Source organism: Micromonospora sp. NPDC049679 (assembly GCF_040659735.1).
In the GTDB taxonomy this organism is placed as follows: Bacteria; Actinomycetota; Actinomycetes; order Mycobacteriales; family Micromonosporaceae; genus Micromonospora_I.
Genome location: NZ_JBFANZ010000003.1, coordinates 127,512 through 143,160, shown reverse-complemented (window position 1 = coordinate 143,160; position 15,649 = coordinate 127,512). Strand labels below are relative to the sequence as shown.

Below are 15,649 nucleotides of genomic sequence, written 5' to 3'. Positions count from 1 at the left end.
CGTGGCTGACATCGTGCTGGACAAGGTGAGCAAGAAATATCCGGACGGGACCGTCGCGGTGCGCGACGTCGACCTCGAGATCGCCGACGGCGAGTTCGTGATCCTGGTCGGGCCGTCGGGGTGCGGTAAGTCGACGACGCTCAACATGATCGCCGGGTTGGAGGACATCAGCTCGGGCGAGCTGCGCATCGGCGGTCAGACCGTCAACGACAAGGCGCCGCGTGACCGGGACATCGCGATGGTGTTCCAGTCGTACGCGCTGTATCCGAACATGACGGTGCGGGAGAACATGGGCTTCCCGCTGAAGCTGGCGAAGCTGAGCAAGGCCGAGATCGACCAGAAGGTCGAGGAGGCGGCGAAGGTGCTGGAGCTGACCCCGCTGCTGGACCGCAAGCCGGCCAACCTCTCCGGCGGCCAACGGCAGCGGGTCGCGATGGGGCGGGCGATCGTGCGCAGCCCCAAGGCGTTCCTGATGGACGAGCCGCTGTCCAACCTGGACGCGAAGCTGCGGGTGCAGATGCGCACGGTGGTGTCCCGGCTGCAGAAGCGGCTCGGCACGACCACCGTCTACGTCACGCACGATCAGACCGAGGCGATGACGCTCGGCGACCGGGTGGTGATCATGCGGGGCGGGGCGATCCAGCAGGTCGGCGAGCCGCAGGAGCTGTACGACCGGCCGAACAACCTCTTCGTCGCCGGCTTCATCGGCTCACCCTCGATGAACTTCCTGCACGCCGTGGTGGAGGACGGACACCTGCGTACGGCCGTCGGTGATCTGCCGGTGGACGGACGGATCCGCAGCGCGCTCGACGCGGGCGACGGGTCGCGGGAGCTGATCCTGGGCATCCGCCCCGAGCACTTCGAGGACGCCGCGCTCGTCGACGATGAGGCGCGGGACCGGGGAGCGGAGTTCGAGGCGTCGGTCGATCTCGTCGAATCGATGGGCTCGGACAAGTACGTGTACTTCTCGCTGGAGGGGGAGCGGGCCAGCGCGGCCGAGCTGGAGGAGTTGGCCGCCGACGCGGGCGCGGGCGAACTGCCCTCGTCCGGGTCGAACCTGGTCACCCGCCTGTCGGCCGAGTCGTCCGTACGGGAAGGTGAGCCGCGGCGGGTCTGGTTCAACCTGGACAAGGTCCACCTGTTCGATCCGAACAACGGGCGGAACCTCACGCTCGACGTGGCGGTCGACGAACCCGCTCAGCGGTAGGTGCGGATCTGTTCCTCCGCCTGCGCGGCCGGCATCGGCTGGGCGAGCAGGTAGCCCTGACCGAGGACACAACCGAGGCGCATGATGTGGTCGCGCTGGGCGGGCGTCTCGATGCCCTCGGCGATCAGTTCGAGGCCGAGGTTGTGTCCCATCAGGACGATCGTGCGGACGAGTTCGGCGCTCCTGCGGTCGGCGCCGAGGCGGGAGACGAACGACCGGTCGATCTTGAGTACGTCGATCGGCAGCTGGTGCAGCGCCTCCAGCGAGGAGTAGCCGGTGCCGAAGTCGTCGATGTGCACCTCGCAGCCGAGGTGGTGCAGCTCCTCGAGAATCGTGCGCGCCCGATCGATGTTGCGCATGATCACCCCCTCGGTGATCTCCAGCGCGAGGCAACGGGCGGCGAGCCGGTTGTGGCGCAGGTACCAGTCGACGTCCTCGGCGAGGTTGTCGTGCCAGAACTGCCGGTCGGAGATGTTCACACTGATGCGGAGGTCGGTGCGCCCCCAGACGCGCTGCCAGATCCCGAGCTGGCGGCAGGACTCGCCGAGGACCCAGCGGCTGATCGGCAGGATCAGGCCGCTCTCCTCGGCGACGCCGAGGAACTGGGCGGGCGGGATCAGGCCGCGCGTCGGGTGACGCCACCGGAGCAGGGCCTCGAAGCCATGCGTCTCTCCGGTGCGCAGGTCCACGATCGGCTGGTAATGCACCTCCAGTTCGTCGCGTTCGAGCGCCTGCCGCAGTTCCGTCTCGGTGCGCAGCCGGCTCACCGCCCGGTCGTGCATGGTCACGTCGAAGATCGCGTGTGAACCCTTGCGCCGCGACTTGGCGGAGTACATCGCGATGTCGGCGTCGCGCACCAGCGCCTCGGGGTCGTCGTAGCGGGGGTCGCCGAGGGTGATCCCGATGCTGGTCGAGATCACCACCTCCTGTCCCTGTACGGGGAAGGGTCGGGCCAGCGCGGCGTGCAGCTGGTCGGCGACCTCGACCGGGACGCGCCGATGCCCGATGGCGTCGAGCAGCACCAGGAACTCGTCGCCCCCGAACCGGGCGGCGAGGTCCGACGGAGAGAGCCCGGCCCGGATCCGCTCCGCCACCTGCACCAGCAACTCGTCACCGGCCGAGTGCCCGAGGCTGTCGTTGATCACCTTGAAGTCGTCGAGGTCCAGGAAGAGCACCCCGAACTCGGGCTCCGATCCGTTCTGGCCGCGTCGCATCACGACGCCGAGTTCGTCGAGGAAGAGCGCCCGGTTCGGCAGCCCGGTCAGGTGGTCGTAGAGCGCCCCGCTGCGCAGCCTCGCCTCCTGCCGACGCAGTGTGCCGAGCATCGCCTGGTGATCCAGGGCGACGGTGAGCAGGGCGGCCCACTGGTTGATCGGCTCCCGGCCGGTGCCGACCCGGGGGTCCACCCCGTCCACGATCGCGAGGAGCCCCCAGTCGCTCTGCTGGACCTTCGTCGGGACGACGTAGACGACCGCGTTCGGGTGCTCGCCGGCCAGGGCGATGAACTCCGGTGGCGGGAACGCGGCGACCGTGGTCGCCGCTCCGGGTACGGGTGCCGGCGCGCCGGACCCGTCCCGCGCGAAGACGCCGGCGATTTCCAGTGCCGAATCGCGTCCGGTCCGGACGGCGTGCTCGCCGCTCCAGAGCGCGAGACAGCCCGCGGTCGCCGAGGTGCGGCCCAGCCAACCCAGCTGCCGCGGGTCCTCCTGGTGGCCGCGGAGCAGGTCCATGCTCACCTCGAACTGCTGGGTCAGCGTCGCCTGCAGATGGTTGGTCTCGGAGAACCGGGCGTCGGCCGGGGTCCGCATCGCCGCGGGCAGCGTGCCGAATCCGGCGGCTGATGCCGGCCGGGCGGGCTCCGTCAGCCCGGATCCCGGCGTCACCGTTTCCGGCGTGACCGTTTCCGGGCAGCCGCAGGACTCGCGGATGACGAGCGAGGTCTCGACATGCTGCCGAGCGGGACCGCGTACGCCGTCGTTGACCTGGCGGATCAGCTCGGTGACCGCCCGGCGGCCGATCTCGCTGAGCGGCTGATGCACGCTGGTCAGCGTCGGCGTGGCGTAGGCGGCGGCCTGCCGATCGTCGAAGCCGATGATCGCCTGGTCCCGGGGAAGGTGGCAGCCGGCGGCAGTCAGCGCCGCCATCAGGCCGAGCGCCGTGGAGTCGGTCGCCGCGATCGTCGCCGTGGCGGGCAGCCCGGCGGCCAGCATCCACCGCGCGGCCCGCTCGCCGCCGGACTCCAGGTTGTCGCCGGTGTCGAACGTCAGGCACCGGTCTGCGTCGATCCCCGCGGCCAGCAGCGTCTCCCGGTACGCCTCATGACGCTCCCGGATGTCGTCGCCGGCCAGGTGCCCGGCGAACGCGACCCTGCGATGTCCGTGTCCGATCAGATGGTGCACCGCCGCCCGGATCCCGGAGCTGTTGTCGGGAAGGACGACGGGGCAGTCCAGGCCGGGAAAGCCGTGGCTGATCGCGACGACCGGCTTGCCGTCGCGCCGCAGGGCGGCGACGTACGCGTCGTTCACGGCGTTGGCGACCACGATGTAACCGGCCGCGTGCTCCCACGCGACGGGGTGCGCGAAGGAGGGCGGTTCACGCAGTTCCAGCCGGTTGGTGCCGGCGTCGAGGGTCTGCACGGCGACCACGTTGGCGCCGGCAGCGGTCGCGGCGCCGGTGATCCCGGAGAGGATGCCGCCGAAGTACCAGCCGCCGAGGAACGGCGACAGCACCCCCAACGTCAACCCTGCCGACACGTCTGCCCCGCCTCCCCGCCACGTCGGACGTCCAGCGTCAGGGGACGCGGCCATCACCGATATCGCAGACGGCAGATCGTCCGGCGGGGGGCGCGCCTGAGGAGGAGGGGGGAGAAAGTTCGGACTATTTGGTCCTGACCGGGCACATTCCCTATGCCGGCGACCGGACGCCCACCCGCCCCCGTGGACGATGGACCGGTGGCCCGAGCGGGGGCTCTCAACCCGCCCGGTACCACCGGTTGCCCCTACGCCTACCCCGGATCACCGGGGCCGAATCGCCCGCCGGCCCCGCTTATCCGGAAAGCGTGTTATCCGGAAAGCCCGGCGGGGGAGACCGCGGTCAGCGTCGACGGTGCCAGCAGGTCGGCGACCAGGTCACCGAGGACCGCCATCCCGTCCTGGCTGAGCACCGACTCCGGATGGAACTGCACCCCGGCGAAGCGTGACCCGCGCAGCGCGTGAACCGCCGCGTCGGCCGCGTCGCGGGCCAACCGCACCCGCCCGTACGCGGTGGCCACCTCGTCGGTGCCCGCGGGCATCGCCGTGTCGGCCAGGGCCGTGAAGGTCGAGTAGAAACCGACGCGCCGCGGCGTGCCGAAGAGGTCGATCTCCCGCTGCAGCCCCTGGTAGGGGGCGTCCCGCCGATGCAGGCGCAGTCCGAGGAGCCCGGCGAGGAGCTGGTGACCGAGGCAGACCGCGAGCAACGGCCGGCCGGTGTCGAGCCGTTCCGCGATCAACCGCCGTACCGCGGTCATCTTCGGGTCGTCGTCGCTGCGCGGATCGCCCGGACCCGGTCCGGCGATCACCAGATCGGCCTCCGCCGGGTCACCGGGGTCGGACCAGGGCCGCACCGTCACCTCCAGGCCGAGGGCGCGGAGCTGATGGGTGAGCATCCCGGTGAAGGTGTCCTCGGCGTCCACGATGAGCACCCGCCGGCCGGCCAGCTCGGCGCGGGTGGCCGCCCCCGGGGCGCGCTGCTCGAGCCAGAAACGGGCCAGCCGCGCGTTACGGGCGGCCAGCGCCGCCCGTACGGCGGGGTCGTCGCCGAGCCGCGCCCCGTCGGCTTCGGCCGGCCGGGGCGCGGCCGCGGGTCGCAGCCCGAGCGCGGCGAGCACGCCGGCCGCCTTCGTGTGCGTCTCCGCGACCTCGCCCTGCGCGGTGGAATGACGCACCAGGGTCGCGCCGACCGAGACCCGCAGCTCGCCGGCGGGGGAGAGGTCGGCGGTGCGGATCAGGATCGGCGCGTCCAGCGTCTGCCGTCCGTCCTCGTCGTGACCGAGCAGCGCGAGCACCCCCGCGTAGTAGCCGCGCCCCCGCCCCTCGTGCCGGGCGATGACCCGGCAGGCGTTCTCCATCGGGCTGCCGGTCACCGTCGGCGCGAACATCGTTTCGCGGAGCACCTCGCGGACGTCGAGCGAGCCGCGGCCGGCGAGCAGGTACTCGGTGTGCGCGAGGTGGGACATCTCCTTGAGGTAGGGGCCGATGACCTGGCCGCCGTGTTCGGCGACGGTCGCCATCATCTTCAGCTCCTCGTCGAGCACCATGTAGAGCTCGTCGATCTCCTTGGGGTCGGCGAGGAAGCGCAGCAGGCCGTCCCGGTCGGGTCCGGTGGCGGCGTGCCGGAACGTGCCGCTGATCGGGTTCATCATCGCCAGGCCGTCGGTCACGCTGACGTGCCGCTCGGGCGTGGCGCCGACGAGCGTACGGGCGCCGGTGTGCACGAGGAACGTCCAGTAGGCGCCCCGTTCGCCGAGAAGCAGCCGGCGCAGCGCGGTCAGGGCCGCGGCGAGCGGGGTGACGTCGTCCGCCAGCTGCGCCTGATAGGTGCGGTGGATGACGAAGTTCGCCCCGGCGCCCCGGCCGATCTCGTCGCGAAGCACCCGATCGACGATCCCGGCGTACTCGTCGTCGGACAGGTCGAAACCGCCGCCCGTGGTGGGGATCCCGGTGTCGGGGAGGAGGGTCAGCGCCGACGCCAGCGGCACCGCCTCGTGCCGGGTGATCGCGAGACACTCCAGTGGCGCGCCGTCGTCGACACAGGCGAAGCCGCGCTCGGCGATCTGCCGGTAGGGCACCAGGGCCAGCGTGCGCGGCCCGGGCGGGCCGGGCGGCAGCGGGATGTCGGCGAGCCGGTCGACGCTCCGGACGGTGCCGGTGAAGATCTCCAGCTGATCCGCGCCCTCGCGGCGTACCAGGGCGAACGGACCGGGATCGGTGCCGTCGGCGACGGCGGTGAGCAGCTGCTCCAGCAGGATCATGTGTCGTTTCCTCGGGCCGTGGACCGTCCGGGGGAGGCGGCCGGTGCGCCGGGGGAAACGCGGCGGCCGCCTCGATGGGCGGCCGCGTGGGTGAGCTACGCGCGGAGGAGGGCCGCCGGGATGGCGGGCCACCAGGAGCTGAGTCGCGCGGGCATGGGGGCAAGAGTACGAGCGCGACCGTTCGGCGACAAGGGCGGTCGAAGAGCCGTCCAGATGCTGGACCGGGCGCGGCCGGGCCAGCGGGTGGGGCGCGGTCGGCGGAGCGGCTCGGTACGGTGATCGGCGATGAGCATTCTGGCGCTGGACCTCGGGACATCGTCGGCGCGGGCGATGGTCCTCGACAACGCCGCGCGGCCGATACCGGGCGCGTTGGCCCGGCGCGCCGTCGTCATCACCCAGGGCCGCGACGGCGCCGCCACCGTGGACGTGGCGATCTACCTCGCGGCCGTCGTCGAGTGTCTCGACGAACTGGCCGCGGCCGGTTGGCTCGACGGCGTCGAGCTGGTGGCCGCCGCCGGTCAGTGGCATTCGGTCCTTCCGCTCGACGCGACCGGCGTGCCGCTCGGTCCGCTGATGGCCTGGCTCGACACCCGGGCCACGCTGCCCGCCGGGACCCGCGGACCGGTCGACGAGGCGGCGTTCCACCACCGCACCGGGGCCTGGTGGCACCGCTTCTACTGGACCGTGCGGCTGCCCTGGTTGCGCGAGCGGCTGGGCTCCGCGCCGATGCGCTTCGTCGGGCTGGCCGAGTACGTCTTCGGCGTCCTGCTCGACGGTGCGCCGATGTCGGTGTCCCAGGCTTCCGGCACCGGGATGCTCGACCTGGCGACGCTGGAGTGGGACGCCGAGGCGTGTGAGCTGGCCGGCGTCCGTCCGGGTGAGCTGCCGCCGCTCGCCGGGGCCGGCTGGCGCGGCCGGCTGCGTCCCGAGTTCGCCCGGCGTTGGCCGGCCCTGCGGGACGCGCTCTGGGCGCCGTCGACCGGAGACGGCGCCGCCTCGAACGTGGGCTCGGGCTGCGTCGACGAGAGTCGCGCCGCCGTCACGGTCGGCACCTCGGCGGCTGTGCGTCTGGTTCAGTCCGTGCCCGCCGGGCGCCCGTTGCCGCCGCTGCCGGCCACCCTCTGGCGCTACCGCGTCGACCACGAGCGCGTCGTCACCGGCACGGCCTACTCCTCCGGCGGCAACCTCTTCGCGTGGGCGCGGCGCGAACTGCGACTGCCGCACGGGGCCGCGCTCGACGCGGCGCTCGACGGGCTCGCGCCGGGTGAGGGGGTACGGGCCGATCCGCGGTTCGGCGGCGACCGACCGCCGGGGCAGGCCCCGCCGGGCTCCGGGCAGCTCGCCGGACTGAGCTTCGACACCACGGCCGTGGAGCTGCTCGCCGGCCTGATGGACGGGGTGTGCCGGCAGATCGCCACCGATCTGCGGGTGATCGAGTCGACAGTGGATCGGACGGTCGAGGTCGTGCTCGGCGGTGGCGCGGTCGCCGCTTCACCGTGGTGGCGGCGCTCGTTCCACCGGGCCCTGGCGCCGAGGACGGTGCGCCGGGTGACCGATCCGGAGGTGGGCGCGACGGGCGCCGCGTTGGTGGCGCTCGGCCGTCTCGATGAGGCGGGATGGCTCGGCGCCATCGGCCGGACGGATGAGGGCGACTCGCCGGGACCGGCAGGACCCGGTCAGCCGCAGACTCCTTAGTGTCCCTTACCGCAGGTGGACGCGTTGACACCGATCAGCCGCCTGGTTGGATGGACTCCGCTCCTCGGCGCGGCCCGTATCGAGGTGAGTGACACTTGGAGGCGTGGTGGTTGCTGCCCCGGGACCGTCGAATGGCGCGGTGCCGCACCATCGCCGTCGCCGGCTTGACACCCGGGTCGCGCCGCAGCGGCGCCGGTCACGGCTCCGGCTGCGCGACTGGCGTATGCGCACCAAGCTCGCCACGGTGCTGGTCATCCCCTCGGTCGCGTTCCTCGTGCTGGCCGCCGTGCAGACCAGCTCGCTCGTCGCCCAGGCGACGGTGCTCCGCGAATTCTCCCGTCAGGTGGCGGTCGGCCAGGAGATCACCGCGCTCGTCCACGAGCTGCAGCAGGAGCGCGACCGCAGCGCCGGCGAGCTCGCCGCCCGGAAGTCGGCGCCCACGCGATACGACCCGGTGCTGGGCGACCTGGCGCTGAAACCACACTACGAGGCGGTCGACCGGACCCTCGCCGAATTCCGCACCGCCGCCGCCCCGCTGGCGCTCGGTGACGCCGCCTGGCAGGTCTCGTACGGCCGGGTGACCGAGTCTCTGGAGCAGCTTCCCGGCCTGCGGGCGTCGGTGGCGGGCGGACTGGTCAGCAGCGGCACCGTCTCCGGCGGCTATACGCGATCCATCGAGGCGCTGCTCACGCTCCTCGCCGAGCCCTCGCCCGGCGTGGAGCGTCCCGACCTGACCGACTCGGTCCTGCGGTATGTCCAACTCGCCCGGGTCAAGGAGGTCGGCTCGCGGATCCGTACCCGGATCTACAGCGCCGCACGCGCCGGGCGGTACGGACCGGAAGACCTCGTGGAGCTCACCGACCTGCGCGCGCAGCAGCTCACCGCGATCGCGGAGTTCAAGATCACGGCGACCAGCCGGCAGGTCCTGCGCTACCAGTCCGCCGCCGACGACGGCCGGTTCAAGGCCGCGGTCGCGTTGGAGGAGAGCACGTTCTTCGCCAGCGGCGGCAGCCCCGTGGTGCTCGATCCGACCAACTGGTGGGCGCTGAGCCAGGACCGGCACCAATTGCTGCGCCAGGTTGAGGAGCAGGTGCTCGCCAACGCCGTCGACGAGGCCGGCGCGCGCAGCTCCGCGCAGCTACGGCAGACCCTGCTCGTCGCCGGGGCCGTGCTGATCGTGCTGCTCACCGCTCTGTTGATCTCGGTTGCCGTCGGCCGCTCCATTGCCCGGTCGCTGCGCAGGCTGCGCAGCCAGGCGTTGCAGGTGGCGCAGTTCGACCTGCCTGACACGTTGGACCGGCTGCGCGCGGTTGACGCGGGCATACCGGAGATCGAGGTGGCGCCCGCCGCGGTCCGGTCGATGGATGAGATCGGCGAGGTGGCCGAGGCGTTCGTGGCGGTCCACCGCAGCGCGGTCAGCGTCGCCGTGGAACAGGCCGCGATGCGTCGCAACGTCAACGCGATGTTCGTCAACCTGGCCCGACGGAGCCAGGTGCTCGTCGAGCGGCAACTCGAACTCCTCGACGAGCTGGAGCGGGAGGAGAACGATCCCGACCAGCTCGACAACCTCTTCAAGCTCGATCACCTCGCCGCCCGTATGCGACGCAACGACGAGAGCCTGCTGGTTCTCGCGGGCACCGAGGCGACCCGCCGGTGGAGCCAACCCGTGGCGGTCTCGGCCGTGATGCTCGCGGCGATGGCGGAGATCGAGCAGTATCCGCGGGTGCGCCACGACGTCGCCGAGAACCTGCACATCGTGGGTCACGCGGTGGCCGATCTGGTGCACCTCCTGGCCGAACTGCTGGAGAACGCCACCGCCTTCTCCCCGCCGTACACCAATGTGCAGATGACCGGCGGCGGCGACGGCGAGCACGGCGTGCTGATCGAGATCGCCGACGAGGGCCTGGGCATGACGGCCGCGGCGCTGGGGCAGGCCAACACGCTGTTGTCGGCCCCACCGGCCGCGGACGTCGCGGCCTCCGAGCGCATGGGTCTGTTCGTGGTCAGCCACCTCGCCGCCCGACAGGGCGTACGCGTGCAGTTGCGGGCCGCCGGCCGCGGCATCGTGGCGGGCGTGTGGCTGCCGTCTTCCGTCCTCGCGTCGCCGCCGCCGGCCGAGCTGCAACAGCCGCCCGCCCGGCCGATGCTCAGCGGCCCCGCCACGGCGGATCCCACCCGCCCGTACCCGGCGAACGCGGTGGCGCTGCCCGCCCCCAACGGCGTCGCGGTGGCCGCGCCGAACGACCGGGGGCTCGCCGCTGCCGAGCCGGTCGTCGCTACTGCGGCGGGCGCAGCTCCTCCGGTCTTCGTCGACGAGCTGGAGTTGCCCGTCGCGGGCCGCCGTCCCGAGCCGGCCACGCTGCCGCCCGAGCCGGCCCCGCTGCCGCCCGCGACGCCCCCGCTGCCGCCCGAGGCGACCGCGACGCCGCCCGTCCCGTCCCGCCCCGTGCGGAGGACGATGCCGACCCGCGCCGAGGACATCATCGCCTCGGCGACCGGCGCGGGGAACGGCGCCGGCAGTGTCTGGTGGGAGCGGCAACGTGGACCGGTCGCGCCGACGCCGGTCACCCCGGCGCGGGCGGAGGTTCCCGTGACGGCCGGGATCAGCGCGAGCGGCCTGCCGGTGCGGGTGCCGATGGCGGCGCTGCCGGTGGTCACCGAGTCCGCGTCGGCGGTTCCGGCCGCGCCGTCGCGGCTGGAGTCGGACCCGGACGCCGTCGGCGGCATGCTGTCGCGTTTCTACGGGGGCGTACGGCGGGCAGAAGCAGAGGACACTACCGAGATAACCATGGTGCCGGTCACCCGGCACAGCGAAGAGGAGCAAGATTGAAGACGCTCAGCCAAGAGGCCCGTGACCTGAGCTGGCTGGTCAGCGCGTTCGCCGAGCGTGTTCCGGGGGTGGCGCACGCGATCGTCGTCTCCACCGACGGACTGCTGGTGGCGGTGTCGGACCACCTGCCCCGCGATCACGCGGACAAGCTCGCCGCCGTGACCTCGGGGCTGTCGAGCATCACCACGGGTGCCGCGCAGATGTTCGACGGCGATGTGGTGAAGCAGACGGTCGTGGAGATGGGGCGCGGATACTTCCTCGTCATGAACATCCGCGACGGGTCCATTTTGGCCACACTCGCCGCGGGCGACGCGGACGTCGGCGTGGTGGGCTACGAGATGGCGCGGCTGGCCAAGCAGGCGGGGGAGATGTTGACCCCGGCGCTGCGTGAGGAGCTTCAGCAGGCGTTGCCGCGCTGACTGACGCGGCGTCGCGAGCCGGCTGACCGACGCCGTCAGTTGTTGCCGTCCCGCTGCTGCTCGCCGTCGAACAGCAGCGGGAGCAGCAGCAGTTCCAGCCGGGTCGCGGTGTCCGGGGGGATGGCGCCCTCCCGGCGCCGATCGGTGATCTTCTTTCGGAGGTCCTGCGCCTTGCTGCGCGGGTCCCGTCCCTCCGCGACACGTTCACGCACGTCGTCCAGGTGCTTGCGCAGATCGCGTGCGAAGTCCTCGCGGATCTGTCCGGCGGCCACTGCTTCGCCGAGGAGTGAATCGATCTCGTCCACTGCGGAGCGCGGCGTGCTGGGCAGCGGGCGCGCCGTGGCCGCCGGCGGCGAGGGGAGCACGACGGCCGGGGCGGTGGCCGCCGGTGGCGTGCCGCCCGCCGCCACGCCGTTCGGCGCCTGCGGGGTGCTGAGGAACGCCGCCGAGGCGATGATGACGCTGAGCCCCGCGGCGATCACCCCACCGGCGACGACGACCGTCGCGAGCCGGGACCGGGGCGCCGCGTCCTCCATCAGATACGGCTCGTACCCCGTCTCCAGCTCACGTGGCGGCGGGTGGGCGACGGTGACGGGCGCGGACGCCATGAACCGTGGGCGGGGCAGCGACCCGCCGGCCGACGCCGCGACGGGGCGGTCCGGGACGGTACGCGGCTGCTGGTGTGGGATGTGCGGCGCGCCGGTGACCGGGTCCGGGAATTCGGTGATCACGCCGAGCGTCGCGTTCAGCTCGGCGGCGAGCTGCTCGGCGCCCGGGCGGGCGTCCGGGTCGCGCGAGAGGGAGGCGAGGCAGAGCTCGGCGACCACCGGAGGTAGCCCGGGGACGGCGGGCGGCTCGACCGGCACGTCGTCCTCGTGCGCGCTGGCCGCCTCCGACCAACTGGCCACCGCGATCGGGAGCTCCCCGGCCAGGCACTCGTAGAGCAGGGCGCCGAGGGCATAGACGTCGGTCGCCGGGTGCGCGGCGTCGTGCTTCAGCCGTTCGGGCGCCGCGTACGCCGGGGTGCCGACGAGCCAGCCGCCGTCAGGGTCGGGGCCGCCGTCGGCGAGCGCCGCGATGCCGAAATCGAGGATCTTCACGCCGGTCGACGTGAGCATCACGTTGCCGGGCTTGATGTCGCGGTGCACCACGCCGAGCCGGTGCGCGGCGGCGAGCCCGGTGGCGACCTGCGCGGCGACCCGGGTCGCCGCCGGCCAGGGCAGCGGTCCGTGCTCGAGGCGCTCGGCCAGGTTGCGCCCCTCGACCAGCTCCATGACGAGGTAGGGCACGACCTCACCATCGGGCAGCGTCGCCTCGCCGTAGTCGTAGACCTGGGTCACGTGGGGATGGGTGAGCCGGGCGGCCGCGCGGGCCTCGCGCCGGGTCGCCGCCCGGAGCGCGGGATCGACCGTCGGGGCGAGTGCCTTGACCGCGACGGGGCGGCCGAGCAGCTCGTCCACGGCCCGCCAGACATCCGACATCCCGCCCTGGCCGATCTGTTCGGCCAGGGTGTAACGCTCGTGCAGCCGAAGCCCTGAAGTAAACACCGTGGCCAGCGTACGGCGGAAATACCGGTCCCGTCCCGGCGGATGGCGGAGCGCAACCGACGGTATGACGGGTCACCCAGGGCGGTCAGCCGGGCGTCGGGCAGGCCGCAGAGCCGTCCCTCGAACTGTGTCCGCGCCGCGCCGTCCCGGCTGCGGGCGGCTCCTTCGATAGCCATGATCAGGTAGCGGTAGCTCGGGTAGAGAGCGAGCCGACGCCGGGTGCGTGCGGTCAGCTCGATCGGGGTCGCTGCAACGGCCGCGTAGCCATCGAGGAGCTGCGGCACTCGCCGTCGATGAATTTTCGGTAGCCGTTCCCGACCTCGCTCAGCGCCATGCCTTCCACCCGCGTGAACAAGGCGAAGTCGGTGCCGATCAGGTCGCCGCTGAGTTCGGTCCATCGCTCCACCCGGCCGCGTGCACCGAGCCCGCGCCGCAGCAGAGCGAGCTGCGGTCCGGTGACCGGACGTTTCGCCGGACTGTCCATCATGGCGGGTCCTCCCGATGGGCCCTGTCGAGGCGGGCCGGTCACCCCGCGCGCGCCACCGATGTCACTGCACGGTGTTGCTGGCGATGACCCGGCGGTACCAGTGGGCGCTGCGCTTGAACGTGCGCCGCTGCGTGGGGTAGTCGACGTGGATGAGGCCCCAGCGCTGCTCGTAGCCCTCCGCCCATTCGAAATTGTCCAGCAGGGACCAGACGTGGTAGCTCTCCAACGGCACCCCGTCCGCGATCGCCCGGTGCGCGGCGGCGAGGTGGTCGCGCAGGAAGGTGACCCGGCCGGCGTCGTCGATGGTGCCGTCGGCGCCGAGCACATCCGGCGTGGGCAGGCCGTTCTCGGTGACGGTGAGTGGGATCCGGCCGTAGTCGCGGGTCACCCGGGTGAGCGTGTCGTACATCCCGTCCGGGTAGATCTGCTGCCAGTCCGCCTCGGACGTCGGCCATTTCCGCACGGCGCCGCCGTCGCCGGTGACGTAGATGGGGGTGTAGTACTGCACCGCCAGCAGGTCGACCGGGGCGGAGATGACGGCCAGGTCACCGTCGCGGATCGCGTTCACCATCCGGCTGTGCGGGCCGAGGTCGGCCAGCACGTCCACCGGGTAGGCGCCGGTGAGGATGGAGTCGAGGTACAGCCGGTTCTCGTACCCGTCGTAGAGCGCGGTGGCCTCGCGTGCGGCCGCGCTGTCGTCGGCCGGGTAGCACGGGTGCAGGTTGAGCGCCGGTCCGATCCGCCCGCCGTTGCCGGTGGCCCGAAGCGCCTGCACGGCGAGTCCGTGCGCGAGTTGCAGGTGGTGTGCGACGAGGTAGGCGGCCGGCTCGTCGCCGCGTCGGCCGGGCGCGTGGTGGCCGTGGATATAGCCGTTCTGGACCACCGTCTTGGGCTCGTTGATGGTCAGCCAGACCGGCACGTCGGCGCCGAGCGCCCGGAAGACGGCGTCGGCGTAGTCGGCGAAGCGGTATGCCACCTCGCGCGATTCCCAACCACCCAGGTCCTGTAATGCCTGCGGCAGGTCCCAGTGGAAGAGGGTGGCCATGGGTTCGATCCCGCGCTCGTGCAGTCCGGCCACGAGGCGGCGGTAGAAGTCGAGGCCGCGTTGGTTGGGCTGGCCGGTCCCATCGGCCTGCACCCGCGGCCAGGAGATGGAGAACCGGTACGTGCGCAGCCCCAGTTCCCTCATCAGGTCGAGGTCGGCGAGGTAGCGGTGATAGTGGTCGATGGCGACGTCGCCGGTGTCGCCGCCACGGGTGCGACCCGGGGTGTGACTGAAGGTGTCCCAGATGGACTCGCCCCGGCCGTCCTCCTTGGTCGCCCCCTCGATCTGGTACGCCGAGGTCGCCGCGCCCCAGCCGAACCCGTCCGGGAAGCGGAGGCTGAGTGGTTGTTCGGGGCTCGGGTCGCGCCGCGGGTCGTCGCCGCGGGGGAGCGGATCGTCGGGCGTGCCCGCGATGCTGGTGCTTTCGGAGAGCCCGGCGGCGGTTGCGGTGCCGGCGGCGGGGTGGTTCAGGTTACGCCGGGTCGGTACGGGCATGGTCGGGGTCTCCTCGGGAGTGGGCCGATCCTCGTCAAGATTCCGGGAGCGCTCCCAAACGATACCGGCAAAGCTCCGGGGCGGGGTATCGGTCGTCGGGTTGGCGACGGTGGCCTGCCTTGTCCGAGGCCCGCTCCGATCTGCGGGCACGTTGCCGGAAGCCCGGGGGCGTCGCGCACGTGCCGGAACGCAGGACGGCCGACCGGTTCCGGCGCGCTGCGCCTGTCCCGTCGGCCGATATCCCCCGTAGCTCCGGACGGGGTAGCGTGGGGACGGGGAGGGCAACCCCCGCCCCCACGATCACTTCTTCACACGCACGAACAGAACTGGCGTCCGGGGTCGTGCGTGCCGCGCGGGAGCCGGGCCACGCGAGTGGCTCTGGTGCAACCTCCTCTCGAAGCGAGTGGTGGTCGGCTGGTGGCGGAGTCCGGGCTGGCCCGCCGTCAGCCTCACGGCTGGGCGTTCGTGCCACTCGTGATGTCGGGTGGCACGTCCATGTGGTGCAGCGTCATGGACTTGCACGCTTATCGATGGAAGCGCTCCCATCGACGTTGGTCTGGACTGTAGTCGCCGTAACGGCTTTGTGAAAGACCCAAAACATGATCGAAACAAGCGGCACCTCGCGTGCCCCTTGTGCCGCGGGTCGAACCCCGCAGGCCGCGGTCCTCAATGGAGTCACAGCCGACTCCACTTGCTGCGGGAGCGCTCCCATGGAAGACTGTCGAACTATCGCGTGAGGGAGCCAACGCACGCGACCGCGGGCCGCCTCAGGGCATCCGAGTTTCGGCACGGCGCCCCGCACTGACCGGAGCCGCCACGTCCGGCGCCCCTCCGTCGTACGCCGACCCCGGTCCGGGACGGGTTGACCACCTTCCAGGCGCTTTCCGCCCTACCCGCGGCACGCCGCGCGGAC

9 protein-coding genes are annotated in these 15,649 nt (G+C 72.3%); 4 read left to right on the top strand and 5 right to left on the bottom strand.

Going from position 1 to position 15,649, the window contains the following annotated elements; genetic code table 11:
- Position 1: 1 nt before the first annotated feature.
- On the top strand, positions 2-1,207 hold the full coding sequence (ugpC, locus tag AB0J06_RS03555) for a sn-glycerol-3-phosphate ABC transporter ATP-binding protein UgpC (protein ID WP_357424165.1): 1,206 nt from the start codon (positions 2-4) through the stop codon (positions 1,205-1,207).
- Here ugpC and AB0J06_RS03550 read toward each other — a convergent pair.
- On the bottom strand, positions 1,198-3,960 hold the full coding sequence (locus AB0J06_RS03550; protein ID WP_357424163.1) for an EAL domain-containing protein: 2,763 nt from the start codon (positions 3,958-3,960) through the stop codon (positions 1,198-1,200). The genes ugpC and AB0J06_RS03550 overlap by 10 nt on opposite strands.
- A 308-nt stretch (positions 3,961-4,268) precedes the next feature.
- On the bottom strand, positions 4,269-6,218 hold the full coding sequence (locus tag AB0J06_RS03545) for a chorismate-binding protein (protein WP_357424161.1): 1,950 nt from the start codon (positions 6,216-6,218) through the stop codon (positions 4,269-4,271).
- Between the two features lie 285 nt (positions 6,219-6,503).
- Between AB0J06_RS03545 and AB0J06_RS03540 the strand changes: the two genes are divergently transcribed.
- The 3 genes from AB0J06_RS03540 (at position 6,504) to AB0J06_RS03530 (ending at position 11,162) form a co-directional block, all read left to right on the top strand.
- Positions 6,504-7,913, top strand: a complete 1,410-nt coding sequence (locus AB0J06_RS03540; RefSeq protein WP_357424159.1) for an FGGY family carbohydrate kinase — start codon at positions 6,504-6,506, stop codon at positions 7,911-7,913.
- A gap of 103 nt (positions 7,914-8,016) precedes the next feature.
- Positions 8,017-10,743 carry a nitrate- and nitrite sensing domain-containing protein gene (locus AB0J06_RS03535; RefSeq protein WP_357424157.1) on the top strand — a complete coding sequence of 909 codons (2,727 nt, stop codon included), beginning with the start codon at positions 8,017-8,019 and terminating at the stop codon, positions 10,741-10,743.
- On the top strand, positions 10,740-11,162 hold the full coding sequence (locus tag AB0J06_RS03530) for a roadblock/LC7 domain-containing protein (protein ID WP_357424155.1): 423 nt from the start codon (positions 10,740-10,742) through the stop codon (positions 11,160-11,162). Before AB0J06_RS03535 ends, AB0J06_RS03530 begins: the two co-directional genes overlap by 4 nt.
- A gap of 35 nt (positions 11,163-11,197) precedes the next feature.
- Here the strand turns inward: AB0J06_RS03530 and AB0J06_RS03525 are convergent, their stop codons facing one another.
- The 3 genes from AB0J06_RS03525 to AB0J06_RS03515 form a co-directional block, all read right to left on the bottom strand.
- The gene (locus AB0J06_RS03525) at positions 11,198-12,709 is read right to left on the bottom strand and encodes a protein kinase (protein WP_357424153.1); all 1,512 of its coding nucleotides are present in this window, start codon (positions 12,707-12,709) and stop codon (positions 11,198-11,200) included.
- A gap of 229 nt (positions 12,710-12,938) precedes the next feature.
- A complete protein-coding gene (locus AB0J06_RS03520; RefSeq protein ID WP_357424151.1) occupies positions 12,939-13,196 on the bottom strand; it encodes a hypothetical protein in 258 nt (85 codons plus the stop codon).
- A 61-nt stretch (positions 13,197-13,257) separates the two neighbouring features.
- On the bottom strand, positions 13,258-14,736 hold the full coding sequence (locus AB0J06_RS03515) for a GH1 family beta-glucosidase (RefSeq protein WP_357424149.1): 1,479 nt from the start codon (positions 14,734-14,736) through the stop codon (positions 13,258-13,260).
- Positions 14,737-15,649 lie beyond the last annotated feature (913 nt).

Coding starts and splice junctions, on each gene's coding strand:
- AB0J06_RS03515 (WP_357424149.1), bottom strand. CDS start 14,736: ATGCCCGTACCGACCCGGCGTAACCTGAACCACCCCGCCGCCGGCACC.
- AB0J06_RS03540 (WP_357424159.1), top strand. CDS start 6,504: ATGAGCATTCTGGCGCTGGACCTCGGGACATCGTCGGCGCGGGCGATG.
- AB0J06_RS03545 (WP_357424161.1), bottom strand. CDS start 6,218: ATGATCCTGCTGGAGCAGCTGCTCACCGCCGTCGCCGACGGCACCGAT.
- AB0J06_RS03520 (WP_357424151.1), bottom strand. CDS start 13,196: ATGATGGACAGTCCGGCGAAACGTCCGGTCACCGGACCGCAGCTCGCT.